30 protein-coding genes are annotated in these 24,795 nt (G+C 49.0%); 26 read left to right on the top strand and 4 right to left on the bottom strand.

Annotation, left to right across the window (positions count from 1 at the left end; genetic code table 11):
• Positions 1 to 5: 5 nt before the first annotated feature.
• A complete protein-coding gene (locus QW71_RS04370; protein WP_039293816.1) occupies positions 6 to 1,886 on the bottom strand; it encodes an LTA synthase family protein in 1,881 nt (626 codons plus the stop codon).
• 181 nt (positions 1,887 to 2,067) lie between these two features.
• Here QW71_RS04370 and QW71_RS04365 point away from each other — a divergent pair, with 181 nt between their 5' ends.
• From QW71_RS04365 to QW71_RS04335, 7 genes are all read left to right on the top strand, one after another.
• The gene (locus QW71_RS04365; protein WP_039293813.1) at positions 2,068 to 2,322 is read left to right on the top strand and encodes a hypothetical protein; all 255 of its coding nucleotides are present in this window, start codon (positions 2,068 to 2,070) and stop codon (positions 2,320 to 2,322) included.
• Entirely contained in the window at positions 2,319 to 3,440 is a 1,122-nt protein-coding gene (locus tag QW71_RS04360) for an SGNH/GDSL hydrolase family protein (protein WP_039293806.1), read from the top strand. The genes QW71_RS04365 and QW71_RS04360 overlap by 4 nt, the downstream gene beginning before the upstream one ends.
• An 857-nt stretch (positions 3,441 to 4,297) precedes the next feature.
• Positions 4,298 to 4,831: a TetR/AcrR family transcriptional regulator gene (locus QW71_RS04355; RefSeq protein WP_039293802.1), complete on the top strand. Its 534-nt coding sequence runs from the start codon at positions 4,298 to 4,300 to the stop codon at positions 4,829 to 4,831.
• A gap of 12 nt (positions 4,832 to 4,843) precedes the next feature.
• Positions 4,844 to 5,167, top strand: a complete 324-nt coding sequence (locus tag QW71_RS04350) for a multidrug efflux SMR transporter (protein ID WP_039293799.1) — start codon at positions 4,844 to 4,846, stop codon at positions 5,165 to 5,167.
• A 3-nt stretch (positions 5,168 to 5,170) separates the two neighbouring features.
• On the top strand, positions 5,171 to 5,524 hold the full coding sequence (locus tag QW71_RS04345) for a multidrug efflux SMR transporter (RefSeq protein WP_039293796.1): 354 nt from the start codon (positions 5,171 to 5,173) through the stop codon (positions 5,522 to 5,524).
• A 164-nt stretch (positions 5,525 to 5,688) separates the two neighbouring features.
• Positions 5,689 to 6,432, top strand: a complete 744-nt coding sequence (locus QW71_RS04340; protein ID WP_235441388.1) for an N-acetylmuramoyl-L-alanine amidase — start codon at positions 5,689 to 5,691, stop codon at positions 6,430 to 6,432.
• A 38-nt stretch (positions 6,433 to 6,470) separates the two neighbouring features.
• Positions 6,471 to 6,995, top strand: coding sequence for a DNA topology modulation protein (locus tag QW71_RS04335; RefSeq protein ID WP_039293794.1), 525 nt, complete (start codon positions 6,471 to 6,473; stop codon positions 6,993 to 6,995).
• A gap of 95 nt (positions 6,996 to 7,090) precedes the next feature.
• On the opposite strand, the gene QW71_RS04330 is transcribed toward QW71_RS04335, so the two are convergent.
• Positions 7,091 to 7,624, bottom strand: coding sequence for a CDP-alcohol phosphatidyltransferase family protein (locus QW71_RS04330; RefSeq protein ID WP_039293791.1), 534 nt, complete (start codon positions 7,622 to 7,624; stop codon positions 7,091 to 7,093).
• Between the two features lie 222 nt (positions 7,625 to 7,846).
• Here QW71_RS04330 and QW71_RS04325 point away from each other — a divergent pair, with 222 nt between their 5' ends.
• The 8 genes from QW71_RS04325 to QW71_RS04290 all read left to right on the top strand — a co-directional run bounded on the left by QW71_RS04325 (position 7,847) and on the right by QW71_RS04290 (position 14,383).
• Positions 7,847 to 8,728 (top strand): AraC family transcriptional regulator, encoded by an 882-nt coding sequence (locus QW71_RS04325; RefSeq protein WP_039293788.1) that lies wholly within the window; start codon positions 7,847 to 7,849, stop codon positions 8,726 to 8,728.
• A gap of 109 nt (positions 8,729 to 8,837) precedes the next feature.
• Positions 8,838 to 9,458, top strand: coding sequence for a DUF2185 domain-containing protein (locus QW71_RS36900; protein ID WP_047013618.1), 621 nt, complete (start codon positions 8,838 to 8,840; stop codon positions 9,456 to 9,458).
• Positions 9,459 to 9,700: 242 nt separating this feature from the next.
• Entirely contained in the window at positions 9,701 to 10,573 is an 873-nt protein-coding gene (locus QW71_RS04315; RefSeq protein ID WP_039293785.1) for a hypothetical protein, read from the top strand.
• Positions 10,574 to 10,633: 60 nt separating this feature from the next.
• Positions 10,634 to 11,143, top strand: coding sequence for a hypothetical protein (locus QW71_RS04310; RefSeq protein WP_235441387.1), 510 nt, complete (start codon positions 10,634 to 10,636; stop codon positions 11,141 to 11,143).
• A gap of 22 nt (positions 11,144 to 11,165) precedes the next feature.
• Positions 11,166 to 11,690: a hypothetical protein gene (locus tag QW71_RS04305; RefSeq protein ID WP_052769887.1), complete on the top strand. Its 525-nt coding sequence runs from the start codon at positions 11,166 to 11,168 to the stop codon at positions 11,688 to 11,690.
• Between the two features lie 181 nt (positions 11,691 to 11,871).
• Complete coding sequence (locus QW71_RS04300) at positions 11,872 to 12,903, top strand: daunorubicin resistance protein DrrA family ABC transporter ATP-binding protein (RefSeq protein WP_039293777.1); 1,032 nt, start codon at positions 11,872 to 11,874, stop codon at positions 12,901 to 12,903.
• Entirely contained in the window at positions 12,900 to 13,712 is an 813-nt protein-coding gene (locus QW71_RS04295; protein WP_039293775.1) for an ABC transporter permease, read from the top strand. The genes QW71_RS04300 and QW71_RS04295 overlap by 4 nt, the downstream gene beginning before the upstream one ends.
• A 134-nt stretch (positions 13,713 to 13,846) precedes the next feature.
• Positions 13,847 to 14,383: a hypothetical protein gene (locus tag QW71_RS04290; protein WP_039293772.1), complete on the top strand. Its 537-nt coding sequence runs from the start codon at positions 13,847 to 13,849 to the stop codon at positions 14,381 to 14,383.
• Here the strand turns inward: QW71_RS04290 and QW71_RS04285 are convergent.
• Positions 14,380 to 14,967 (bottom strand): LysE family translocator, encoded by a 588-nt coding sequence (locus tag QW71_RS04285; protein ID WP_039293770.1) that lies wholly within the window; start codon positions 14,965 to 14,967, stop codon positions 14,380 to 14,382. The two genes, QW71_RS04290 and QW71_RS04285, sit on opposite strands and share 4 nt — an antisense overlap.
• A gap of 149 nt (positions 14,968 to 15,116) precedes the next feature.
• Between QW71_RS04285 and QW71_RS04280 the strand changes: the two genes are divergently transcribed.
• The 5 genes from QW71_RS04280 (at position 15,117) to QW71_RS04260 (ending at position 20,658) form a co-directional block, all read left to right on the top strand.
• Positions 15,117 to 16,001 carry a LysR family transcriptional regulator gene (locus QW71_RS04280; RefSeq protein WP_039293769.1) on the top strand — a complete coding sequence of 295 codons (885 nt, stop codon included), beginning with the start codon at positions 15,117 to 15,119 and terminating at the stop codon, positions 15,999 to 16,001.
• Between the two features lie 195 nt (positions 16,002 to 16,196).
• Entirely contained in the window at positions 16,197 to 17,108 is a 912-nt protein-coding gene (locus QW71_RS04275; RefSeq protein ID WP_039293766.1) for an aminoglycoside phosphotransferase family protein, read from the top strand.
• A 160-nt stretch (positions 17,109 to 17,268) separates the two neighbouring features.
• A complete protein-coding gene (locus tag QW71_RS04270; protein WP_039293764.1) occupies positions 17,269 to 18,825 on the top strand; it encodes an ABC-F family ATP-binding cassette domain-containing protein in 1,557 nt (518 codons plus the stop codon).
• A 115-nt stretch (positions 18,826 to 18,940) separates the two neighbouring features.
• Positions 18,941 to 20,062 (top strand): PTS transporter subunit EIIC, encoded by a 1,122-nt coding sequence (locus QW71_RS04265; protein WP_039293762.1) that lies wholly within the window; start codon positions 18,941 to 18,943, stop codon positions 20,060 to 20,062.
• 98 nt (positions 20,063 to 20,160) lie between these two features.
• Positions 20,161 to 20,658: a YcxB family protein gene (locus QW71_RS04260; RefSeq protein ID WP_039293759.1), complete on the top strand. Its 498-nt coding sequence runs from the start codon at positions 20,161 to 20,163 to the stop codon at positions 20,656 to 20,658.
• 77 nt (positions 20,659 to 20,735) lie between these two features.
• Here QW71_RS04260 and QW71_RS04255 read toward each other — a convergent pair whose 3' ends face one another.
• Entirely contained in the window at positions 20,736 to 21,107 is a 372-nt protein-coding gene (locus tag QW71_RS04255) for an iron chaperone (RefSeq protein ID WP_039293756.1), read from the bottom strand.
• Between the two features lie 207 nt (positions 21,108 to 21,314).
• On the opposite strand from QW71_RS04255, the gene QW71_RS04250 reads away from it, so the two are divergent.
• The 6 genes from QW71_RS04250 to QW71_RS04225 all read left to right on the top strand — a co-directional run bounded on the left by QW71_RS04250 (position 21,315) and on the right by QW71_RS04225 (position 24,662).
• On the top strand, positions 21,315 to 21,773 hold the full coding sequence (locus tag QW71_RS04250; RefSeq protein ID WP_039293753.1) for a hypothetical protein: 459 nt from the start codon (positions 21,315 to 21,317) through the stop codon (positions 21,771 to 21,773).
• Positions 21,764 to 22,228 (top strand): GNAT family N-acetyltransferase, encoded by a 465-nt coding sequence (locus QW71_RS04245; RefSeq protein ID WP_039293750.1) that lies wholly within the window; start codon positions 21,764 to 21,766, stop codon positions 22,226 to 22,228. The genes QW71_RS04250 and QW71_RS04245 overlap by 10 nt, the downstream gene beginning before the upstream one ends.
• Positions 22,229 to 22,274: 46 nt before the next feature.
• On the top strand, positions 22,275 to 22,667 hold the full coding sequence (locus QW71_RS04240; RefSeq protein WP_039293747.1) for a VOC family protein: 393 nt from the start codon (positions 22,275 to 22,277) through the stop codon (positions 22,665 to 22,667).
• Between the two features lie 66 nt (positions 22,668 to 22,733).
• On the top strand, positions 22,734 to 23,366 hold the full coding sequence (locus QW71_RS04235; protein ID WP_039293744.1) for a pyridoxamine 5'-phosphate oxidase family protein: 633 nt from the start codon (positions 22,734 to 22,736) through the stop codon (positions 23,364 to 23,366).
• Positions 23,367 to 23,386: 20 nt separating this feature from the next.
• Positions 23,387 to 24,010: a class I SAM-dependent methyltransferase gene (locus tag QW71_RS04230; RefSeq protein ID WP_039293741.1), complete on the top strand. Its 624-nt coding sequence runs from the start codon at positions 23,387 to 23,389 to the stop codon at positions 24,008 to 24,010.
• A 10-nt stretch (positions 24,011 to 24,020) separates the two neighbouring features.
• On the top strand, positions 24,021 to 24,662 hold the full coding sequence (locus tag QW71_RS04225) for an HAD family hydrolase (protein ID WP_039293739.1): 642 nt from the start codon (positions 24,021 to 24,023) through the stop codon (positions 24,660 to 24,662).
• The last annotated feature ends 133 nt before the right edge of the window (positions 24,663 to 24,795 follow it).

The following is a 24,795-nucleotide window of genomic DNA, read 5'->3' as shown; positions in this document are numbered from 1 at the left end:
AGCTTTTAATCAGAGCTGCTCTCATCCTTAACTTCACGGTCCGGCAGCTGTGTAACATAACTGTCCGACATCCTCAGAAGCTCAAGTGCGCGGGTGAACTCATCCTCTGTCGATTGCAGGAGCTCCGTCCCGTCACCGGATAATGTATAATGCTGTCCGTCTTCGAACCCGCTGCCGGATAAGAAGAGCTCTTCGTTATTAACGAAGGAGCCCGTAGGCAGATAATAGCGCTGCGGCAGCAGGTTATAATGGGTCTGATTCAACAGATCCTGTCCGAAATGAATATGATAGTCCAGCGGCACACCGAGCAGATTCGCTACGGTAGGGAGAATGTCAACCTGTCCGCCTAACTGCTCCTTCACACTTGGAGACGTAATGCCGGTAGCTGAAATGATGAGCGGGATATTAATCAGATCGCGTTCATTATATTCATGGCCCAGAATTTCCTCCATTAAGGCTTTATCATCGTCTTTAAGCGAGAAAATAGGAAGCCCCCGGTGATCGCCATAAAGTACAACCACGCTGTTATCCCATACCCCGCTGCTTTTGAGTTCATCCATAAATTGACCCAGTGCATAATCCGCATAGTTCTCGGCACGGATATAGTTTCCAACAAGTGTACCTTCATAACGTTCCGGCAAGGTCATCTTGTATTTGCTCTCAGGGATGGTAAACGGGTTATGCGATGACATCGAGATCACATGTGAATAGAAGGGCTGTTCACTTTGGTCCATCCGGGCCAGCTCTGCAGATGTTTTGTTGTACAGGACTTCATCCGATGAACCATAGAAGACAGTATCCTCTTCACCGAAGTAGGCTTTGTCATAATAACGGTTAAAGCCAAGCGCATTGTAGAGTTCTCCGCGGTTCCAGAAATCGACTTCATTCGTATGGAAGGTTGCGGTATCGTAACCTTGGGCCTGCAGCAGCTTCGGCAAGCTGGGCAGATCTTTCGGTGCATACATTTCCGTCGCCGGACCATCCGGCGGAACATAGAAGGAAGTATTTACGATAAACTCGGCATCCGATGTGTTACCTTGACCCACCTGTTGAAAGAACCGGGGGAAATAGTAGCTTTCGGCGGCAAGCTTGTTCAAATTGGGTGTAATTTCCGTTCCGTCAACCGACAGGTTGATCAGGAAGTTCTGGAAGGACTCCATTTGCAGGATGATCAGATTCTTGCCCTTGGCGGCCCCGTACAGAACCGGATTGGCTAGGGTCTGAATGCCTTTGGTCTTATCAATGCCTGCCTGTGAGATCTCCGCTTGATCAATCTGCTCTTCCTCCGGTTCGCCCAGCAGGGCATAAGCTTCATAATTGAGTATCCCCATTTGTTCGGCTTTGACATTCTCGTTCATACTTGCCTTGTTCGGAAAAATATTCATCATACACATGACGAGTGAAATACAGAACAGGGCGGCAACCGCCTTGCGGTTACTGGGGCGGGACATCGAGTGCTTCCAAGCCAGCGCCTTCTTGCGTCTGAGCATAACCAGGCTGATGATGATGATGTCTACGAATATAAGCATATATTGAGGGTGCACGACGGCGAATATACTTTTCTTGACGGCTCCCACCTGCTTGACCTGGCCGAAGACCTGAGAAGTAGCAATAATGCCAAAATGATTATGATAGACAATCAGAGAGAAGAATAAAACGGTAATAAGCAGATTGACGAGCATATAGATGGCAATTTTCCGCTTCGTGGCGAACCATTCGATGAGGCAGAACAGCAGCAGCACAAAAGGAATCTCTTTCAGCCATGTGGTCCAGGTCGGCCCGTCTTCGAACAAGTAATACCAGGCGAAATAGCTTTTTACTAGCATGATCAGAGAGAAGAATAGAATCGATCTTTTACTTAGCGAGCGTGATTCCTTAAACGGCATTGCGTATGCGCATCCTTTTCTATTTAATCTTTTCATTTTATTACATGGGAGAGTTCAAAATCAACTAGATTTGAGGCAGCGGGATTTAAAATAAAGATGTAAATCCGCAGCTTTTACGTTATCCTCATATAAGCGACCCGGAAAAACACTAAAGAACTTAATTAGCGCAGGAGGAACATAGATGTCAAAAGAATTCTCACGGCAATATACCGAAAGTGTGAAGCTGGAATTATTGAACAGACTCGGACTGAAGCAGGTCTACTTCAAAGGGCAGCAAGGCGACGATCTGCTGTATGAGGCAACGGGCTTTGACCGCGGGACGGCACATAAGTTCTGTGTCCGGACGAAGAAGGGAACCATCGACGAGTGGGTCGGCGGCAAATGGATGAAGGTCCGCAGCTTCACGATTGCCACAGGGCGGGAGGGATCAGAATGAGCAGGAACGCGCATTTACAGGTACAGCGGCTTGCTGAAATCGAGCATTTGAAGATTCATGGCAGAACGACAGGCGACCTGGACCCGGTTACGTTGTTCTGGACGGGCAGTGCCATCGAGTTGAATGTCCAGGCTTCCGGTCTGTGGATTGAGGTGGAATCCGGCTATGACCAATACGAATCATGGATCAGTATCTTGATCAACTCCGTTCCGGTCAGCAGACAGATGCTGAATGCCGGAAGGCACTGGATCTGTGTATTCCGCGGGATGAACCCTGACACCGTGAAGAATATCCGGATTGTAAAAGAGGTCCAGGCGATGAGCGGCGACCCGGGCTGCTATTTGCAGTTCCATGCGGTCCGGACAGACGGAGCGTTCCTGCCGGTTGAAGCGAAGCCCTACCGGCTTGAGTTCATCGGCGACAGCATCACTTCAGGTGAAGGTGTTATCGGAGCCCGGGAGGAGCTGGACTGGATACCGGCCTGGTTCAGCGGAGTACATAATTATACGGCTATGACTGCAGACGCAGTACAGGCAGAATACCGGGTGATCTCACAGAGCGGATGGGGTGTGCTCACCAGCTGGGATAACAATCCGAAGGGTAATCTTCCAGATATCTATGAGCAGGTCTGCGGCCTGCTTACCGGAGAGCGCAATGAAGCGCTCGGAGCGCATAAGGTGAATGATTTCGAATCCTGGCAGCCGGATGTCGTGGTCGTTAATCTTGGCACCAATGATGACGGTGCATTTCATTCCCCTGAATGGGTGGATGAAGGTACCGGACAGAGATATAAGCAGCGGCTGAGGGAAGACGGCAGTTATCACGATGAGGATCTGGCGGCTTTTGAGGCGGCAGTGGTGAAATTCCTGGGCAAGCTGAGACGGTATAACAACACTGCCCATATTCTCTGGGCGTATGGCATGCTGGGCATTTCGCTGATGCCGGCGATTTATCGTGCTGTGGATGCTTATATCCAGTCCACTGGCGATAAGAAAGTGTCAGTATTTCAATTGCCGGATATGACGGACGAAACGGCGGGAGCAAGAACCCATCCGGGGTTAATGGCCCATCAGCAGACTGCTCAAGAGTTAAGCGGCTATATTAAGGGACTGTTATAGGATCATAGGAACGTCGATAGACTAATTCCATGTTCAAAAGGGTTGCGTGACGCTCATCAGCGGATGGGCGTTTTTTGCTGTGTAGGGCGTGCCCGGAAATTATGATATTCGTCTGTTGGGGATAAGTATCATTGGAATTTGGAGCAGAGCCTTCTCCGTCTGAAGGATGAATTTGATTTTGTGTTAGGTCAAATGATCCCATGTTTAGACGCGAAAGTCAGGTTGTTATTCGGCGACTGGTATACCCAAAAACTGAACTTGGGCACGCTAGTTTTTAGAAGCGTATCTGAGCCGCCGGCCCTGGATGCAATCTGTTGATTCGTATGTCTTGATTAAGGACTTTAGAGAACGAGAGAGACAGATCGAATGTATGCGAAAAACCGAATACAATGTGCCAATGATAAGGGAAAGGAGCCGAATGTATGCGAAAAACCGAATACAATGTGCCCATGATAGGGTAGATGAGCCGAATGTATGCGAAAAACCGAGTACAATGTGCCAACGATAGGGGAAATGAGCCGAATGTATGCGAAAAACCGAGTACAATATGCCAGCGATAGGGGAAATGAGCTGAATGAGGGGCAGAAGTGCCCCTGAATCCGCCGGAAGTGGGCGGGAAGCGGGAATGAGGAGCAGTATTGCGCTTGATTTCCCCGGGGAACTGTACAGAGGGAGCTGTCCCAGAAGAAGTCTGAAGGGAGCAATGTGGTGGCCTAAAATCTCCAAAGTTACTCAGTCCGGATAAGCTGCATAATGCATAAACTCCAGTTGGATTCTTCTGCCGGACGACGTTGTTCCTGTCATTCATTTGACGAAAAAACCGTCCAGACGGTATAGTAAATATAGAGGTGATTCACATGAACAGTAATTCCAAACGCAGTCTGATTCTGGCGGCAGCTTCAACCGTCGTCAAGAATAGCGGGATTGAGAAGCTTACGCTTGAAGCGGTGGCCGCCGAAGCAGGGGTGAGCAAAGGCGGTCTGCTGCATCATTTTCCGAATAAGGACGCCTTAATTCAAAGCATGGTGTCAGGAATAACGAATGATTTCGTAACAGATGTTCAGAATAGGGCAGCCCAGGATACACGGGATCAAGGGAAATGGAGCCGGGCCTATCTGAAGTCCACCGTTGAAGCAGATAAGGAAGAGCAGGGCATGAACGTAGCTCTTAACGCTGCGCTTTTTAACAACGGGGATCTGCTGGAGGAGCTTCGCGAACAGTACTCTGTCTGGCAGCAGAACATTGAGAACGATGGACTTGATCCGGTGATCTCCTCGATTGTCCGGCTGGCTGTAGACGGCCTGTGGTTATCGGAGGTATTTGGAATCGGTGAAATCAGCGGTGAAATGCGGGACAAGGTCGTCAGCAAATTGCTGGAGATGATTAATTAGGAGGCAACCCAAGTGAATTCTTATGTATTATTGTCGTTAGCTATTGTGAGTGAGGTCTTCGGCAGTTCCATGCTTAAGGCATCGAACGGGTTCAAAAGACTGATTCCATCCATTGCGGTGGTCGCCGGCATGGGACTGGCATTCTTCAATCTGTCACTCGCGCTGAAAGAGATCCCCCTCGGGACGGCTTATGCCATCTGGTCAGGTGTGGGAACGGCATTAACCGCATTGGTTGGCGTACTGGTCTATAAAGAAAGTCTGAATGTCAAAAAAGTAGCAGGACTGCTCCTCATCATTGGCGGTGTGGTGCTCCTGAAGCTTTCAACGGAGGGTTGAACTGTGAAAAGTTATCTTGCACTAAGTATTGCCATCATCTCGGAAATCTTTGGCACGACGATGCTCAAGCTCTCCGACGGATTCAGCAGTGTGCTGCCGTCTATCGGGGTAGTGATTGGAATGGGTTTGGCTTTTTACAGCTTGTCCATTAGTCTCAGAACCATACCGTTAAGCTTGGCTTATGCCATCTGGTCCGGGGCAGGGACGGCGCTAACTGCACTCATCGGCATCCTGATCTGGAATGATCCCTTCAACCTGCTCACCGGTATTAGTCTGCTTATCATTATCGGGGGGCTCGTCTTGCTGAATTCCTCTAGTCATGCCGGGCAGGCAGCAGAGCATACACCCGCAAAATAGCATGGAAATAACAAAAGACTGATTGGAGCCATGACAAAGGCCTCCATCAGTTTTTTTTGTGAAGATATGAATCCATAGGTGAGATTAGGTCTTGCCTATCCAGCCTTGGGTATGCTGAAATGGAAGGGAATACGAATTGAAGTGGGCGATAAGGAGAGACCGGAATGAAGAAGATGTACATTATAGCTGCCGCATGGCTCAGTCTGCTACTGCTTGCGGCATGCAGTGATGGCGTCAGTAACGGTTCAGGCGGGAATAGCGCAGACTCAAGTCTGGCTGCGGCTCCGGCGGCGGGTAATCGGGCAATTCATGAACCAGATAGTACAAGCGGGCCTGGAAGCAGTGATCCAGTGTATTCCGGACCTGTGTACAAGGTCGTAATCGATCCGGGGCACGGCGGTGAAGACCCGGGTGCGACTTCTGTGAGCGGACGGTTTGAGAAGGAGTTCAACCTCAGCGTATCACAGGCAATAGCAGAGAAGCTGGCGGATGATCCGCAGCTTCAGATTGAGCTTACCCGGACCGGGGATGCTTTCATTTCCACGCATGAGCTGTACCGGCCGGAGTTCGCGAATGACCTCCCGGCAGATTTATTTATCTCCATCCATGGTAATACCTATGAGGATGCGTCGGCATCGGGTACGGAGTCCTTTTATTATCATGACGAATCACTGGCTTTTGCCGAGACTATACATAAGCACGTAATTCTGGCTAGCGGGCTCAAAGACCGAGGAGTCAAGGTTGCGAACTTCTTTGTGCTGCGGGAGACGGAGATGCCGTCCGTGCTGCTGGAACTGGGGTATTTGACCAACCCGGGTGATGAGGCGAAGATGTGGACCAATGAGTTTCAGGAAGCAGTTGCCTTAGCCATCGCGGATGGAATCCGGGAATACTTGCAGCTGGATTGAAGGGATAGTAGTTACGTCATATTGGACAGGGAGAACTTATGAACCGGATTCTAATTCTCGGATCAGGAGGCTCGGGCAAATCCACCTTGGCACGGCAGCTCGGCGGTCTGCTCCATCTTCCGGTTGTGCATCTGGACGCCCATTTCTGGAACCCGGACTGGATCTCCAAGCCGGATGAGGAATGGGACGGGCTGGTCCGGCAATATACGGATCAAGAGCAGTGGATTATGGATGGCAACTACTCAAGGACGATGGATATCAGGATCAAGCGGGCGGATGTCATCATTTTTCTGGATCTGCCGAGGCTCTTATGTATGTACCGGATTGTGAAGCGGCGTCTGATGTATCATAACCAAACCAGACCCGATATGAACGAAGGCTGTCCGGAGAAGCTCGACTTTGCGTTCGTGAAATGGGTCTGGAGCTACAAGACACGAAGCCGGGACAACACCATTGCGAGACTCCGGCAGGCCGGCGCTCATCAGCAAGTCATCACCGTAACCTCCAGACGACAGGTCAAGGCGTTAATCAGGAGCTTTGCGGATGCCGGACCGGTAGGCTAAGTATTCGTGGTGTGCGGGACTATAGAAGAATAGGCAGTGTTACCGGAGAACCCGTTGTGTGTGTTATGGGTTCTTTGGGGTGTATGTACTGAGGATTAGCGCCGTCGATACAGCCCCTTCCGGTCCAGCTGCAGCTGGCTTGAGCTCAGAAGGATGATGAATTCCTCCACTGCGGATAAAGTGGCTACGGTGCATACAACAGCAGTCCAGACTCCTTGATGGATATACGGAAGCAGCAGAGGTGTGATAAATAACAGGAGTCCGGCGAGTTTGTTGCCATAGGTATGAATGCTCCCGTAGGTCCGGAATTTGCGCAGCGCGGTCAGCATGGAGGCACCCCGGATTAAGGCGATCAGCATGATCCAGAGGAGAACCCCAGGTGTAAGTCCAAGGAACGGATACAATGTATATAATGCAGTGCCTACCAGCGTCATGTCGGCCAGGGAGTCAAGCTTGGCACCGAGACTGCTGATTGTTCCGGTTTTTCTGGCAATCGGCCCGTCCAGCATATCTGTGATTCCGCACAGGATATAGACAGCAGTGAAGCCCCCGCCCAGCGGCTCAAGCCATAACAGCAGGAGTGCCAGCCCGATCCGGCTGAGCGTTATGCAGTTCGGTACAAGCTTCATTTCGTTCCTCCGTCTTTCCCACGCTCGGGAAAAATTTATTGTATATATTATCTATGCTTTATTATCAATACAATAGATCGGATTGTCTTCATATATATTCAACTATATTATGGCAGAATTACTGCTGCGCCAGTGGGCAGTACCCGTCAATCTGGTGCAGGAACTGTCGGAACCGCTCTCTGTATAGATGTTAATCTGATTGTGAGGAAAGGGTGATAAACGATGAACCTGCTCGAAAATATGAACGCGGCACTCTCCTATATTGAAGAGCATCTGGAGGGTGAGGTGGATGTCAGGGAGGCAGCGAGGCGGGCGTTATGCTCGGAGTATCATTTCACGCGGATGTTCTCCTTTCTGGCAGGTATTCCGCTGTCGGAATACATCCGCCGCAGACGTCTCACACTGGCCGCATTCAAACTGCAGGGCAGCCAGCAGCGGATTATTGATCTGGCCCTGGAATTTGGTTATAGTTCACCAGATGCCTTCACCAAGGCCTTCCAGCTGGTTCACGGCGTGACGCCGTCGGAAGCAAGAAGCGCAGGGACACCGCTGAAGGCCTTTCCTCGGATGACTTTTCAATTAACGATCAGAGGAGGCAGTGAAATGAATTACCGTATGGAAGAGAAAGCGGCTTTTAGCATCGTCGGACTGAAGAAAAGGGTGCCTATTCAGTTCAACGGAGTGAATCCGGAAATCGCGGCGATGTGGCAGAGTCTCAATATGGAGATCATTACAGAACTGAAGCAGCTGTCCAACATCGTTCCAGCGGGGATGATCAGCGCATCGGTGAATTTCTCCGAAGGGCGGATGGAGGAACGGGGGGAGCTCGATCATTATATTGGTGTAGCTACCACACTAGACTGCCCTCCGTCCTATGCCAGACTTGAAGTCCCTGCGTCTACATGGGCTGTATTTGAAGCGGTGGGGCCGTTTCCGGATACGCTCCAGAATATCTGGGGCCGGATTTATTCCGAATGGTTCCCCTCTTCCAATTACGAGCAGGTAGAAGGGCCGGAGATCCTCTGGAATGAGAGCAAGGATACAACTTCGCCAGCGTACAGAAGTGAAATATGGATACCTGTACAGGAATCGAAACTCCTTTAATTGTCCCTGTGCCTGAGCTTAAGATGGGTGGATTTTCCCGTCCAAATGAATCGTGTCTCCCGCAATGGGGTAATGGTAGTCTAGCACTACAGACTAGGAGGCACACGTTATGGAATGGACTTTGGAAGATGTGGAAGAAGTGAGCCGGCAGCATCCTAATTCTTTCTTTATTCCCTCCCGGCAAGAACGGATGACCCAGAACCCAGGAAGAATGGTTAGGCTGCATTTCATCCTGACGAACCCGAAAGAAGGAGAACCCCGCGCTGAACGGATGTGGGTGGAGATTACCGGGCAAGATCCGGTTACCGGACGTTATACGGGGCTGCTGACGAATGTGCCCGGAGTGATACAGACACTGCAACCTGGAGATACCGTGGAATTCGAGCCCAGACATATTGCCCGGACAATTCTGCGAGAAGGAGACCCGGCGTGGGTCGAGGTAGGCGAGAAGGCGGCGCTGGTGACCAAGAAATGCATGCTGCCCGGCAGCGGGGTTCGCTGGATGTACCGTGAAGCAGCCACACGGGAGCAGGACAGCGGATGGAGGCTATTCACCGGGGATGAGGATGGAGCATACCTGAGTGATCCCAAGAATACCGCGATCATGAATGTGTACGATCTGATTGACCGCGACCCGGGTTTACTGGAGCCTTTTAGAGGAGCCGTAGGTACGGCATTTGAACGGAGCGGCCCGGATGCAGCATGGGTAGAAGTGAAGAATTGGCGGTAAGCATAATATGCGGGGCTGGCGGTTCATAGAAATCTGAAACCGGCAGATGCTGGAATCAGGTATAGGCAGTGCATAAGCATGGGCAAAGGCGCGGAGGGGACAACAGTTCTCTACCGCGCCTTTGTTGCTGTTTAGATGAGCTGGTGTGTTGAATCTTATTGATAATTATGAATTGTAACATTAATATAAATATTAGTATTATATGTAAAGTTAAATAATGTAAATTGAGGGAGTGCAGTATTTTGTTGAGGTTCCAAACCATGATAGTATCCTTTTTCCGCTCCAGACACGGCTGGTTAAAAGCCGGAATCGCAGCAGCAGCGCTGGTGATCCTTATTGGCGGTGCACTCTTTCTGCGCCCTGTTAAAGATCAGGAACCCGTAGCCCCAAAGGGAGGAATAATATCGCCAGTCTTTACCTTGCCGTCACAGACGGAGGGGATTCTCAATGCAACGATGTTAGGAATGATATATTATAACGGCAAAGTGTACACTCAAACGTATACGGAAATCCCGCCCGAACAAGCAATAAATTTGAGAGGGAAGAAGCTTGGAACGGCTAAAGGCAATCTTAACGGTTGGAAGCAGCAGGGGAAGAAGGACAATAATCTAGCTTCAACAGTTGACAAGGCAGATGTCTATGCTGTGAAGGGCTATAATAAGAATTTCCGAATAATGACATATTCTGAAGAGCATTCGTATGTTCAAGCTGTATTTTATGAGTGTACGGGCGGGTTGCCGTTAAGTGCGGGCAGAGATTTTTTTAAACCCTTTAAAATGGCCGGCAATGTGGTTAGTGCCCAATATCAAAGCTACTCTGAGTGGAGAACAGGTATAGATCAGTTACACCCGGTTCCTGATTTGGAATTGATCAACACCCTGGTTGATCAGTTGTATGATGCCAGATTATCTGTACATGAGGGCATGGATGGACAATTGGGCGACTATGACAATGATGAACGCTACAAACGAATTACAATTCATTTAAAAGATGGCACTGAGGTTACTTTGATAATGATCAAAGGCGGTTACATTGATTACGGATTTGCCAGAATGTATTTCCAAATCGATAACGAATTCGCTACGCAGCTCTGGGATGCTTTGAGTCCGATATAATTCTGTACCGGAAGTTTACGGAAGCGGAAAGGGGACATACATATAGGCAACCGGATATCTATGCCAGAGCACTTTGGCGAAAGTATTGAGTCGTTAAAAATGTCGAATAGTCTGACCTCCTTTTTTATTGAGGTGCTGGTGCTCAGCGGGTCTATGTTTGCAGAAAACAACCGCGAGAAAGAAATGGTGATCTGGTTAGCTCAGCGGGACCAGTCAGTGGTAGGCATAGGAACTGTCGGTTTTGATATCGATGATATGCCGTGGACTATAGAATCGTTTGAACGGGAAAGGGATTTTATCTTACGCACGATTTCAGGAGCAATGGAACGTCATGGTTGGGAGCGGCTGAATTATAAACCCCGGGAAGATTGGATCATAGAATGCTTATTAAAGTTTCAGCGGATGATTTTTGCTTTTGATAAAGACAGCATTAAGATGGGCAGTTATTTAGAGTGGTCAAAAATTGAAGAAGATGATAATAATCCTACGATCCCTATCGGGTACCCGAAATGCGAGATTCATGATATTTACTTGTCTTGCCACGGCTGTTTATTGTGTAATAATACCTAAGAACATGCTGGAGGCGGATACAGTGAATAAATTATACTTATTGCTGCTGGCAGTACTGCTTATAGCAGGCTGTAATACACATAATGAAGCAGAACCCGCTCCGGAGCAGCAGGAAATGCCGGAACAAATGCCCGGAGATTTCGACTTTCTGGTCCGGTATGGCTATGGAGAATCCACCAAGAATGAGATCAATACGTATCAGGATATAGTGGTAAAGGATCTGATCATGAACGGGACTGCTACAGCCAATGTTACTCTGACCGGGGATGAAATGCGCAGCATCTATGACCAAATGAGAGAAATCAACATTATGGGGACGATGGAGCTTGTGCCCGCCAGGCAGAATTGTGCCGTCACCCCCTATCAGGAAGATAGCTGGCAGATTACTGTAGACGGAGTTACACGTGATTTGAGCTGGTCTGGTGAGAATTGTGAGCTTACAGAAGATGCCGAGCAACTGTTGGAGCTGCGGACCTTCATCGCGGACATCGTAGCCGGTAAGGATGCGTATCAAGAATTACCGGAAGCCGAGGGCGGATATGATTAATAATATTGTATTTAAGGTGTACGTCTGCAAGCGTACTTCTTCAGTCCGATCCCAAGGGATCGGATTTTTGCTTTAATAAGACGTGGGAAAAGCAATCCGGCGGATAAATTGCACGTTTATATTCAGTTTAAAAAAGTCGGTTACCATCCTAATACATTCAGTTGTCTAGGAGGAATAAAGAATGAATCAAGTACAACAATCAGGAAGAGCGCAGGAGACTGGCAGCTATGCCATCGAAGCCCAAGGGCTTGTCAAAAAGTACGGCAGCAACCGTGCAGTCGATGGTGTGGACCTCAAAGTGGGCACAGGGATGATCTACGGCGTGCTGGGTCCGAACGGGGCCGGCAAGACAACCGTAATCCGCATGCTGGCCACTTTACTGCGGCCTGACGCAGGTTCGGCGCGTATCTTCGGACATGATGTGGTTAAAGAACCGCAGATCGTGCGTCAGTTAATCGGGGTAACGGGTCAATATGCATCGGTGGATGAGTCACTCAGTGCGACAGAGAATCTGATCATCTTCTCCCGGTTGCTCGGACTGGGACGGAGTGAGTCGCGAAACAAAGCCGCAGAGTTGCTGGAGGAATTCGGTTTGACTGAGGCAGCGAAGCGACCGCTGAAGAATTTCTCCGGCGGGATGCGCCGGCGGCTGGATCTGGCCGCCAGTCTGATTGCACAGCCGCCGCTCATTTTCCTGGATGAACCAACGACCGGACTTGATCCGCGGACGCGCAATCAAATGTGGGACACCATCCGGCGGCTTGTATCGACCGGGTCAACCGTATTGTTAACCACGCAGTATCTGGAAGAGGCGGATCAGCTGGCTGACCGGATTGCCGTGATCGACACCGGGAAGGTGGTTGCAGAGGGCACCGTAGATGAATTGAAGGCTTCCGTCGGCAACTCCTCGCTGCATCTGAAGGTCTTGAACCCGCAGGATATGGGGAATGCCCGTCTAATCGTCGAGCGGGTGCTTCAGGTGCGGTCCAATGTGTCGTCAGAGTCGGCAAAAATCATGGCGCCGATGGGCGATGTTGACCGGGTAACCGACCTTCTGATCGCGCTTCGCGGGGCGGGAATTCCGCTGCTGGAGATGAGTGTGCAGAAGCCGACGCTCGATGAAGTATTCCTCACCTTAACCGGTGATGGAGTGAAGGAAGAGGCCGGATATGCAGCCGGATCAGCCAAGAAGAAGCAGGGGGTAATGGCATGAGTACATTCATCAAGCCGGGGACAGAACGACGTCTGAAGAATCATACAGGCTTCGGCCAGGCGGTACGCAATTCTTTAACGATGGCCTATAGGGGGCTGCTCAAGATCCGGCGGACACCGGAACAATTGTTTGACGTCACCTTCCAGCCGATTATCTTCACGCTGATGTTCACCTATATCTTTGGCGGGGCAATTGCCGGTGATGTGGCAAGCTATTTGCCGGTGATTATCCCGGGTATCTTAGTGCAGACCGTAATTACGACCTCTGTCGTCACAGGTGTCCAGCTGCGGGAGGATATGGAAAAAGGTGTGTTTGACCGCTTCAAATCACTGCCGATCGCACGGATTGCTCCTCTGGCGGGCGCGCTGCTCGCAGATACTATCCGTTATACCATTGCTACTGTGCTCACCTTCGTTATGGGTTACATCATGGGCTTGCGTCCAGAAGGCGGCATCGGAAATGTTGCGCTTGCAGCTGTACTTGTTATCGGATGCTCATGGGCGATTAGCTGGATCTTCGCTTTCTTCGGTGTAATCGCCCGCACAGCTTCCAGTGTGCAGGGGATCTCGATGATCGTACTGTTCCCGTTAACCTTCCTCTCGAATGCGTTCGTGCCGGTTGATACGATGCCGAAATGGCTGCAGTGGTTTGTAAATATCAATCCAATCTCGCATCTGGTCACCGCCGTCCGTAATCTGGTCAACAATGGAACGGTAGGCAGCGACCTGGTTTACTCTCTTATCGGTGCCGCAGTCATTGTCGCTATTTTCGCTCCGATCACGGTGCGCGCGTATATGCGCCGTACGTAATCCACTTCACTGAAAGACGTTAACGGATGTAGAAATACATCGGGTTAGCGTCTTTTTTGCTTTTTAGAGGAAATGATGGGTTATTTATTGAAGTTTATTCTGAGGACACAACGTACGCAAGAAAGGACGTAATCATGAAAAAGTATGAAGGCATCGGAAGCAGCACAATCAAATACGGAGTCCTGAATTTCATTCTGGTCATTACTAATCTGCTCTTATACGCTTCAGGTCCGGATGGCGGCGGAACCGGGGACCGGGAAGAAGGGTTTTATTTCTATCAGCTGTACTTGGTCTGTCTTGTTGTAGTCTTCGTTGTATATGGTCTATGGTCAGTAACTTCGGGAAGACACAAGAAGAACATCAAAGGCTTAACTGCTGTTCCCGTGTTATTGTCATCGGTTGGTATCACCGGTCTATTGATATATACAATCAGCAAGAACAAGAGCCTGTATGACGATATCTGGTTAAATAATTCAGGTTCGGAAGTCTTGGAGCTTAACGCAGACTTTTTAATCTATCTGGTATACTTCTTCCTGCTATTCGCCATTTGCATTAGTGTGCTGGGGATTATTTCGAGAAATAAATGGGCTATACTTGGACTGCTGCTTAATCTGTCCGTGTTAGTACTGCATTTCCTTGTATTCAAGGAATGGGTTAGCTGGCTCTATTAGTGTGAACATAAGAGGTAGACAGCAACAATCATTAACGTCCCTCCCATCGCAATGTTAAAAGCCTTAATCCCGTTCCTTCTTTTCGTGAGGAATTGCAGTTTCGAGCCTAACAGAGCCCAGGCAGCCAATGAAAGATAGCAAATAAGAAAATAAATACACACAAAGCTAAGCAGCAAATCAGGAGAATTATTCAGACTAAAGGCGGAAACACCGGAGAGACAGGCAATCCAAGCCTTCGGATTAAGCCATTGCATTAGAAACCCGTGACGATAACGCGGCAGCTGCTCCTCCTTGAAGGTGATCTCCGGGCGTGAGACAATAATTTTGTAACCGATATAACACATATATCCTGTCCCTGCATACCTGAGTATGTCGTAAAATAGCGGCATCTGCGCTACGAGATTGGATAGCCCTAGTCCGACGGCAATCAGTAGAATCGTAAACCCGGCCGTTGCGCCGGATACCAAAGAAAATGAGCGTTTAAAACCATAGTTGACTCCAGCAGAGAGAATCGTCAGGTTCACGGGTCCGGGCGAAATCGACATAGATAACGAAAAGAAGAACATGGCAATAAAAATAGACATAAATACAACACTCCTATAGGTTCGTTCTGCAGTTACTATAATTTATGGAACATTAACCGGTCCAATTTGAAGTTCTGATCGGCTCCATCTGAAAAACGGATGGCTACTTTGAAGACAAATCAGGAGACATATTAAGGAGGGGAGAAACATTGGAACTGTATCAATTGACCACCTTCGTCCAAATTGCCCGGACAGGCAACTTAACAGAGGCGGCAGGGCTGCTTAACACGAGTCAACCATCAGCAAGCGCTCATCTCAAAGCCCTGGAGACAGAGGTCGGCTTTCTTCTCTTCCACCGGACACCCAGAGGAATGACCCTTACGGACAAAGGAGTGGAGCTGCTTGTGGAAGCACAGAAAATACTCGCCTCCGCAGCGGATTTTCATAATAAAGTGCTTGAACTGCAGGCGAATCCTACGGAGAATATCCGCATCGGATTGAACACAGACGGACAGCTTCTTCGTATAGAGCAATTGATCCAGGGGATTTCGGATGGCTTGCCGCAGATAGAACTGCATTTTATCGACATAAGAAGTGAGGATTTCGTCCAGGAACTGACCAGCTCAAAGATACATGCGGGGTTCTACTACGGGGAAGTTCCACATCCGTCCGTGCACTCCATCAGACTCGATTCCGTCAGAATGGTTGTGGTCTATCCCGGCAGCTGGGCTGTGCCTGAGAACGGACTTACGCTGGAGTATTTTGCCGCGAAGCCATGGATCTGGACTACACAAGGCTGTCCTTTCTATAAACAATCCATAGATTACTTCCTGAAGCAGAACATCGTCCCGCAGACCATCATATATGCCGATGACGAATCTCTAATCGGGAATCTGGTTCAAGGCGAAGCCGGATGTTCATTACTGGCAGAACCCATTGCCATGCGGTTTGCAGAAGCGGGCAGGCTGCGGATTTGGGATGAGATTGAGCTTCAGATTGATTTGCATTTTGGAGTTCCCGAAGTGAAGAAGAGCAGTCGCGTACTCGTTGAGATCGGGTCAATTGTGGAGAAAATATGGAATGCGGAGGCTTAAAGTTCAACTTGGGATGTGAATGGCAAGACGTACAGTTACTTCAACCAGCAGAATAGAGGGGCAGTACGCAATTATTGGTGATGCTGATTAATTATTTATTTGAGAGGCTGGGATATCACAGCATTACTTTATCAAAAAAACCCTTGTTCATTCGGCTTAAGGCCAAACGATTTCACTGAAAGGAGCCATTGCGGCATGTTTACAATCCCGGATACTTTCACTAAAAGAATGCACGAACTCTACGGTATGCAAGGCGAAGCATGGTCGGAGGCGCTGCCCAGTTTAATTGCCGAGTGTGCTAACCGCTTCGGCTTTAGTCCGGAAGCTCCCTTTTCCAACTTATCCTATAACTTTGTACTCTGGGCAAAGCTCAGTGACGGGAAGCCGGCAGTCCTAAAATCCTCCTTCCTGAAGGATGAGCTTTCCAGGGAAGTTAGTGCGCTTCGTGCCTATGAGGGCCGGGGGGCGATTCGTGTACTGGATGCAGACGAGGATTGGGGAATGGCTCTGCTGGAGGGAGCTGACCCTGGCACACCGTTGTCGGCGATTGCGGATGATGCGATAGCGACGGATATTTTTTGCGAAGTATTTCACCGCCTTCATCTTCCTGCGCCAACGGGTAGTGTATACCCTTCTATGAAGCAGCACTTCGCGGCAATAGAGCGATACCGTGAGCGATTCGACGATGGGAACGCTGCAGCGCCACTGCCTGAGAGCTGGGTGGAAAATGCCGAAGAGTGTCTGGTGTATCTCATTACGACCACGAGAGAGAACCTCCTGCTGCATGGAGATCTTCATCATGACAACATCCTCCGTCAAGGAGAAGAGCAATGGGTTGTTATTGATCCCAAAGGCATCATCGGTGACGTTCATTTTGATACTGTCCAGTATCTGCTTAACTATATGGATCGGGGTGGTGATTGCGAGCAGGTACTACGGGGCCGGATTGCGATTATGGCCGAACGCCTTGGCTTGGACCCTCGCCGAATCGCGATGTGGGGTGTGGTACGAGGCGTGCTTGAGGCATGCTGGACGATTGAAGGTGGAGGGACAGATTGGCACAGAGGCATCCAGTTAACAGAGCTTTTCGCCAAATGCCTGGATTGAGCCAAGAACTATGCTTATGTCCCAAGAGAGGTCAAAGCGTAAGCAGACTTAGCTCCATGTTAGTGTTTTTTCTGCTTTTTTTGCAAACCGTCTGGAGTTGTGACGCTTTAGCCTTTATAATATGACGAGAATATAGAATAAAGGAAAAGGTGTTAATTTCATGAGCATATTAAATGTAGAAAAGCTGAGTCACGGGTTCGGAGACCGGGCCATATTCACCGATGTATCCTTCCGCCTGCTGAAGGGTGAGCATATCGGTCTGATTGGTGCCAATGGTGAAGGTAAATCGACCTTCATGAACATTATTACCGGCAAGCTGCAGCCGGACGAAGGCAAGGTGGAATGGGCGAAACGCATGCGCGCCGGTTATCTGGATCAGCATGCTGTACTTCAGCAGGGACAATCCATCCGTGATGTTCTGCGAGGAGCCTTCCAATATCTGTTCGATATGGAACAAGAGATGAACGATATGTACGGCAAGATGGGCGAGGTCACCCCGGAGGAGCTGGAGCAGCTGCTGGAGGATGTCGGAACGATTCAGGACATGCTGACCAGCCAGGATTTCTATATGATCGATGCCAAAATCGATGAAACGGCCCGAGGGCTGGGTCTTACCGACATCGGTCTGGACAAAGACGTTAATGACCTCAGCGGCGGTCAACGGACCAAGGTTCTGCTGGCTAAGCTGCTGCTGGAGAAACCGGACATTCTGCTGCTCGATGAACCTACGAACTATTTGGATGAACAGCATATCAACTGGCTGAAGCGTTACTTGCTGGATTACGAGAATGCCTTCATTCTAATTTCGCATGACATTCCGTTCCTGAACAGCGTAATCAACCTGATCTATCATATGGAGAATCAGTCGCTGTCACGTTACGTGGGCGATTATGAGTATTTCCAGCAGGTGTATGAAGCGAAGAAATCGCAGCTGGAATCGGCCTTCAAACGCCAGCAGCAGGAAATTGCCGACCTGAAGGACTTCGTTGCGCGCAATAAGGCCAGCGTAGCTACCCGGAATATGGCAATGTCCCGGCAGAAGAAGCTGGATAAGATGGATGTCATCGAGATTGCCAAGGAGAAGCCGAAGCCGCAATTTAACTTCAAGCAGGGCCGGACTTCCGGCAAGGTGATTTTTGAAGCCAAGGATCTGGTGATCGGCTACGATTCTCCATTGTCCAGACCTCTTGATCTGAGCATGGAGCGAGGACAAAAAATAGCCCTTGTCGGTGCGAACGGGATTGGTAAAACGACGCTGCTGCGCAGCATTCTCGGCCAGATTCAAGCCATTTCAGGCTCGGTGAGACTCGGTGATCTGCTGGAGATCGGCTATTTCGAACAGGAAATGAAGGAATCGAATTACAACACCTGTATTGAAGAGATCTGGAACGAGTTCCCGTCCTACTCCCAATTTGAAATCCGGGCGGCACTGGCCAAATGCGGCCTGACGACCAAGCATATCGAGAGCAAGATTGCGGTCTTAAGCGGGGGCGAGAAAGCCAAAGTACGTTTGTGCAAGCTGATCAACCGTGATAGCAACCTGCTTGTACTGGATGAGCCTACCAACCATCTCGATGTAGATGCCAAGGAAGAGCTGCAGCGTGCGCTCAAAGCTTATAAAGGCAGCATCCTGCTGATTTCCCATGAACCTGACTTTTACCGCGATATCGTGACGGATACCTGGAACTGCGAATCGTGGACGACAAAAGTATTCTAAAGAGCCGGCAATAATGTCGGTCTAACGGTGACCCGTAAGAGGACAGCTTTGAACAAAGTGCCCCTTCTTACGGGTCATTTATGTCAAGATTTAAGTATAGGTGCAGGAGGACCATATGGAAGAGAAGCATGAGGAAATACCTGTGAAGCAAGTCAGGAGAAGTATAGTCAATGTCATCATTGACGGCATTTCCGGAATCTTTCTTCCAATCGTTAATATTCTGAGTGCGGCAGGCATTATGAAGGGTTTACTCGCCGGCGCGGCTGCACTGGAGATCATCAGCAAGACAGAAGGCACGTATACGGTGCTCAATGCGATGGCGGACAGTCTGTTCTACTACCTTCCGCTGCTGCTTGCCTTTACAGCCGCCCGCAAATTCGGGGCTAACCCCTTTACTGCTGTTGTGATTGCCGGGGTGCTGTTGTACCCGAGCCTGACCACGCTGTTTGACAACAAGGAAATCATACATTTTCTCGGGATGAGTATTACTCCCGTTAACTATCCTTCGAGCGCCATTCCGATCATCCTTGCGGTAGGCCTCTTAGTGTATGTAGAACGATTCTGCGTTAAAATATTGCCTGAGGTTATCCGGGAGTTTTTTACACCGTTGATTTCGATTGTGACGGTGTCCGCCGTGACACTGCTGGTGTTCGGTCCAATTGGCTCACTTGCCGGAGACGTGCTTGCTGAAGGATACCGCTCTGTATACAACCTCAGTTCGGTAGGGGCGGGAATGGTGCTTGGCGCGATTATTCAGCCGATGGTTATCTTCGGATTGCACTGGAGTCTGGTACCGCTGGCAATCAACAATATCAGCGTACATGGCTCGGATACCATCCTCGCGCTGATGGGACCAGCCGCCTTCGCGCAGGCAGGAGCGGCGCTCGCCGTGTTCATCAAAGCCAAGGACAAGAGGTTCAAAACCTTATGCTTGTCCGCGTCTATCTCAGCCTTGTTCGGAGTTACCGAGCCCGCGATGTTCGGTGTGAACCTGCCCTTGCGCAAGCCGATGGTTATTGTCTGCTGCGCGGGAGCGATTGGAGGCGGAATGGTCGGCCTGTCCGGCTCGTCGGCGATTTCTTTCGCTTTTCCGGGTCTGGCGACTTTACCCGCTTATCTGGGGGACGGATTTGGCGGTTTTCTGCTTGCCTGCATGACCGGTTTCGTGGTTGCACTGATTGCTACGCTGTTCGTGAAGCTGGGACCGGAGCCCGCGGTGGAGCCTAGTTCAAAGTAGATTGAAGAAGGCGGCAAGCTATTTTATCCGCTATGGGTTTCGTGTAATGAATGCTATACTACTAGAGGTTATTAAGTGAACAGATAAAGGGTGACAAGATGGAGAAAATCAGCTTTCATTACGGGAAACATATTCAAAAGGTTGCGCGGGCACTATATTTCCATTCGTGGAAATCCATACTCTCCATTGGGGTTCAAGCGGTGTTTGTAGCCGTTTGTATGATTCTATACGTTAAGAACGAATCAATTATACTCCTCGGGATATCGATAACGCTTGTGCTTACGATCGCGATGTCGATGGTTATGCGTACCTTGCTACTGCCAAAGATCCTATCGGCGGATACAAGGTACAACAAGGAATTCGAATATCTGTTTGATGCAGAAGGGATCAACTTTAGTCCGGAAGAAGATCAGTCCATAATGAAATGGGGCTCCTTCACCCGGGTGTGGGAGAATAAAGGTTATTACTTACTGTTCCATGGTCAACAGGAATACTGGTTCATTGCTAAGCAATCGTTCGAGGATGCAGCGCAAGAGAACAAATTCAGAGCTTATGTATCGGATCACCGTAAGATTGTCACTGGAGTTATCCTGTAAAATGATATGTCATACTATGGACGTGCTATCCTGCACGTCCTTTTCGTCATGGGCGATCCGTGTTTCAGCAGAGTCTTCTATGCCCGCCAAAAAGTTGTACAGTCAGCCTTATCCGCAATATTGTATTCGATCATTTGTCTGAGTATGGTGTAATCAACCGGGCTCGTCCATTTCATACGCACCAGCAGCTTGGTGTGATCTAAGCCAGCCTGCTTAATGGCATCGGCAAAATGATCCATACCCGCCTTCTCGGGAGCAACAGCCAGATGCGCTTTGGATACGCTGAAGCCGATGATATAGGTTCCGTGATCGGTGAACATCGGCTGGTTCCAGGCAATTTTCGGCGTCAATTGGGGGAATTCCTGAATCACCCAGGCCAGTACCTCTTCCGTCGCAGCGCGGTGTACCGGATTATCGATTTTGGCTAAATACTCTGCAAACACTTCCATGGCTGTCCCTCCTGATCTGTAATCACTCTCATGCCATCCATCTTATAGTTTCGTACCCGGTTAGTCAAAAAAATGAATACGCAAATTAAGGGATTCGCCTATCCGTCAAAGAATGTTACGACAGACTGCTGCATACCATCTTTTACCTGTATTATAATAAGAATCCAATAGATCTTTATTATGAACAAAGCGGGGAAGTGAATTGAAATGATGATCACACATCAAGGCAAACGTCCTTCTGAAATTTGGGCTGCGATAGGCTTTACTTTACTGATATTATCCTGGCTAAACTTAGTAATACTATTTAATAGATCTAAACGATTCGATCTTTTCTTAATTTATTTACTCATCATAGCAGGTGGAATTATTATGGGGATATTAATTTTTCGCTTGGTGACATGTAGCAGAGTGTTCAGCATTGAGATTAAGCCTGAAGTCCTTCAGATTAAGAATACTGAGATAGAAGCGGGTAAGGTTAAGAAGATTTTTATCAAAGGATACTTTAAACCCGTAATCGCAATTAAGCCCAAAGCTAATATGTTGGTGCCGTACAAGTACTGTTTCTGTTTCTCTGACAAGGAAGATCAGGGGATAAAGGACCTGAAGGAATGGGCAGATCTGCATCAGATTGAAGTGTTGCACAAACGGTTTACGCGATGGCTGTAGTTATTAAACCATTAACACAGCTTCAAGCTGAAGATATTGCATACCATTGGCATTATGCAGGTGAATATTCTTTTTATGATATGGATGCGGACGAGGAAGATTTAATCGAATTCCTGGACCCGGCCGGACGTGGGGATCATACATACGCTGTATCGCAAGACGATGAGCTTACAGGGTATTTTACTGTTCAGCCTGTTGAGGGTAACATTTGTAATATAGGTTTAGGCATGAGACCCGATCTAACCGGGCGAGGCGCAGGGCAAGCTTTCCTGAAGTCGGTGCTGCATAATGTTACTGTGAATTTCCATCCTGAACGGATAACGCTGGCTGTAGCAACCTTTAATGCCAGGGCTATAAAAGTGTATTTAAAAGTCGGATTCACTGCAGCACATACTTTTATGCAGGATACAAACGGAAGTTCTTATGAGTTTATGAGCATGGTGTACGAATGCTAAGATGATCTAACAAGATAAACAATCAAGCCCAAAAGGAGCGACTGAAATGAAAGTCACCGGATTTAGTCATATTACAATCAATATACGCAACCTGCAGACCTCCCTTGATTTCTATCATGGCATTCTCGGGATGACCATTAGACACCGCGGCAGAACGGATGCTTATCTGGAGTGGGGAAGTGCCTGGGTCTGCCTGGTCGAGCGGATGGATGTTGAGGAAAACACAGGCGGATTCGCAGGGATGGATCATGTGGCTTTTTATATCGCAGAGAACGATTTCAATGAGGCTGTGGGCATCCTGAAGCAAAGTAATGTAACCATTGTAAGAGGCCCGATACAGCGTGGAGTAGGCTGGTCCGTTAATTTCTTGGATCCGGATGGAATCCAGCTAGAGCTGCACACTTCTACCCTCGATGAGCGGATGGAGATCTGGCGCTGAGGAACGTTTCGGGTATAGGATTGTAGAATTTATTTATAGAAGCCAAACAAGAATCGAGGACGCTGGATGAATAATCCTTTTACAGAAATTCTGACTTCAGAAGCTGAGCTAAGAGAACTCCTGGGCTATCCCAGTGAGGTGGTGAAGCGTAAATCGATCCATCATCTGGATCACAATTGCCGCAATTTTATCGCTATGTCACCGCTGTTATTCCTGTCTACCGCAGATGAACATGGGTCTTGCGATGTCTCTCCACGCGGAGATGCACCGGGATCGGTAGTGGTGCTGGATGACGGTCATTTGGTGATTCCGGAGCGGCCGGGCAACCGCAGATTGGATTCCTTGCTAAATATCCTCGCTAATCCCAATGTAGGACTAATCTTTATCATCCCGGGGCTTGAAGAGACCCTGCGGATTAACGGGCAAGCTTTCGTGATCAGAGATGAGGCTATTCTGGATAGAATGAAGGCCCGGGATAAACGGCCAGCCTTGGGAATTGGTGTGAAGGTGGAGGAGTGCTATATGCATTGTGCCAAGGCTTTTAAAAGATCGCAGCTATGGGACAGCGGCTCCTGGCCTGCAGAAAACTCGCTTCCGTCTGCTCCGGCGATCATTGCAGATCATGTGAATTCTGCCGAGTTTACTGTGGAAGTAGTCCGGCGAGGCATACAGGAGAGCTACGAGAAACGACTCTATTAAGAATGGAGTGACCGGCGCAGATGGATAGGCAGAAGCTGATCCGTATTTTTGATAAACAGGCCACAGACTATGACCGCAAAAGGGAAGATCCCAAACAGCAGCACTGGCGCCGGAATCTTATAAGTCATGCCAAGGGGGATGTGCTTGAGCTGGCAGTGGGGGCGGGGGCTAACTTCCCTTACTATCCCAGGGAGGTCAGGATTACTGCAGCGGATTTCAGCAGCGCAATGCTTGAGAAAGCGCGGCAGGCAGCAGGACATTACCACGTGAACGCCAATTTTGTATGTGCAGATATGGAAGAAATGAGCTTCCCCGGGCAATCCTTCGATACTATTGTTTCTACATTATCTTGTTGCAGCTATCAGAATCCCCTGGAGATGCTAAAGAAGATTAACCGCTGGTGTAAGCCGGACGGGACTATCCTGCTGTTGGAGCATGGGATCAGTTCTAACTTCATGGTGTCAATGCTGCAACGGGCACTGAATCCGCTGCTGTACCGTGTCTATGGATGCCATCACACCCGGGATATTATTGGACTGGTCCGGGAGTCCGGGATGCAGATCAGCAGGGTAGAGAGCTACTCGCTGAATATGATTCATCTGATCTGGGCCCGGCCGCAGCAGCAACTACGTACTGAACGTTAGGAGAAATGGAATGGACAGCATTATTTTTGATCTGGATGGCACGTTATGGGATTCATCGGATGTAGTAGTGGTGGGATGGAATAGTGTGCTTAGCAATTACCAAGGCGTTGTGAACGGAGTAACCAAGGAAGATTTACAGGGAATCATGGGTCTCCAGGTAGATGAGGCTGGCCGGAAGCTGTTCCCGAATATTGATGAGGACACCCGGCATAGAATTCTAAGAGAATGCTGTGAAGTAGAGTGTCTTTATCTGGCGAAGCAAGGCGGAAGGCTGTATAAAGGGCTGGAAGAAGTACTTAGGGCGTTATCTGCTCAATATAAGCTGTTCATCGTGAGCAACTGCCAGGCGGGGTATATTGAGGCTTTTTATGAATATCATCAGCTGCAGAAGTATTTCATAGACTACGAGAATCCGGGGAGAACGGGACTATCCAAGGGCGAGAACATCAAGCTGGTTATGGAGCGGGATCACTTAAGCAGTCCTGTCTATGTGGGCGATACGGAGGGAGATATGAAGGCGGCGGGGATTGCCGGAATTCCTTTTGTGTACGCGAGTTACGGATTTGGCGAAGTGAGCAGGTATGATCATGTAATTGATCGTCTGGATGGGTTGTTGGGGTTGTTTGATATTACTTCAGGAGATAAGGGATGAAATTCACATATACGCTGAATAGTATAGGTTGGGCAGAATCCTCTCCGGCAGAACGGAGACCTCTTAGTAAGCACTGTAAACAAAATTGTTGTACGTTCTGCAACTTTGATGCTGAGAAACCCGGGTGCTCGGA

Source organism: Paenibacillus sp. IHB B 3415, from assembly GCF_000802655.2.
Lineage (GTDB): Bacteria > Bacillota > Bacilli > Paenibacillales > Paenibacillaceae > Paenibacillus_AQ > Paenibacillus_AQ phytohabitans.
This window is presented reverse-complemented; position numbering and strand designations above follow the sequence as displayed.

Coding starts and splice junctions, on each gene's coding strand:
- QW71_RS04370 (WP_039293816.1), bottom strand. CDS start 1,886: ATGCCGTTTAAGGAATCACGCTCGCTAAGTAAAAGATCGATTCTATTC.
- QW71_RS04365 (WP_039293813.1), top strand. CDS start 2,068: ATGTCAAAAGAATTCTCACGGCAATATACCGAAAGTGTGAAGCTGGAA.
- QW71_RS04360 (WP_039293806.1), top strand. CDS start 2,319: ATGAGCAGGAACGCGCATTTACAGGTACAGCGGCTTGCTGAAATCGAG.
- QW71_RS04355 (WP_039293802.1), top strand. CDS start 4,298: ATGAACAGTAATTCCAAACGCAGTCTGATTCTGGCGGCAGCTTCAACC.
- QW71_RS04340 (WP_235441388.1), top strand. CDS start 5,689: ATGAAGAAGATGTACATTATAGCTGCCGCATGGCTCAGTCTGCTACTG.
- QW71_RS04335 (WP_039293794.1), top strand. CDS start 6,471: ATGAACCGGATTCTAATTCTCGGATCAGGAGGCTCGGGCAAATCCACC.
- QW71_RS04330 (WP_039293791.1), bottom strand. CDS start 7,624: ATGAAGCTTGTACCGAACTGCATAACGCTCAGCCGGATCGGGCTGGCA.
- QW71_RS04325 (WP_039293788.1), top strand. CDS start 7,847: ATGAACCTGCTCGAAAATATGAACGCGGCACTCTCCTATATTGAAGAG.
- QW71_RS36900 (WP_047013618.1), top strand. CDS start 8,838: ATGGAATGGACTTTGGAAGATGTGGAAGAAGTGAGCCGGCAGCATCCT.
- QW71_RS04310 (WP_235441387.1), top strand. CDS start 10,634: ATGCCAGAGCACTTTGGCGAAAGTATTGAGTCGTTAAAAATGTCGAAT.
- QW71_RS04300 (WP_039293777.1), top strand. CDS start 11,872: ATGAATCAAGTACAACAATCAGGAAGAGCGCAGGAGACTGGCAGCTAT.
- QW71_RS04295 (WP_039293775.1), top strand. CDS start 12,900: ATGAGTACATTCATCAAGCCGGGGACAGAACGACGTCTGAAGAATCAT.
- QW71_RS04290 (WP_039293772.1), top strand. CDS start 13,847: ATGAAAAAGTATGAAGGCATCGGAAGCAGCACAATCAAATACGGAGTC.
- QW71_RS04285 (WP_039293770.1), bottom strand. CDS start 14,967: ATGTCTATTTTTATTGCCATGTTCTTCTTTTCGTTATCTATGTCGATT.
- QW71_RS04275 (WP_039293766.1), top strand. CDS start 16,197: ATGTTTACAATCCCGGATACTTTCACTAAAAGAATGCACGAACTCTAC.
- QW71_RS04270 (WP_039293764.1), top strand. CDS start 17,269: ATGAGCATATTAAATGTAGAAAAGCTGAGTCACGGGTTCGGAGACCGG.
- QW71_RS04265 (WP_039293762.1), top strand. CDS start 18,941: ATGGAAGAGAAGCATGAGGAAATACCTGTGAAGCAAGTCAGGAGAAGT.
- QW71_RS04260 (WP_039293759.1), top strand. CDS start 20,161: ATGGAGAAAATCAGCTTTCATTACGGGAAACATATTCAAAAGGTTGCG.
- QW71_RS04255 (WP_039293756.1), bottom strand. CDS start 21,107: ATGGAAGTGTTTGCAGAGTATTTAGCCAAAATCGATAATCCGGTACAC.
- QW71_RS04250 (WP_039293753.1), top strand. CDS start 21,315: ATGATGATCACACATCAAGGCAAACGTCCTTCTGAAATTTGGGCTGCG.
- QW71_RS04245 (WP_039293750.1), top strand. CDS start 21,764: ATGGCTGTAGTTATTAAACCATTAACACAGCTTCAAGCTGAAGATATT.
- QW71_RS04240 (WP_039293747.1), top strand. CDS start 22,275: ATGAAAGTCACCGGATTTAGTCATATTACAATCAATATACGCAACCTG.
- QW71_RS04235 (WP_039293744.1), top strand. CDS start 22,734: ATGAATAATCCTTTTACAGAAATTCTGACTTCAGAAGCTGAGCTAAGA.
- QW71_RS04230 (WP_039293741.1), top strand. CDS start 23,387: ATGGATAGGCAGAAGCTGATCCGTATTTTTGATAAACAGGCCACAGAC.
- QW71_RS04225 (WP_039293739.1), top strand. CDS start 24,021: ATGGACAGCATTATTTTTGATCTGGATGGCACGTTATGGGATTCATCG.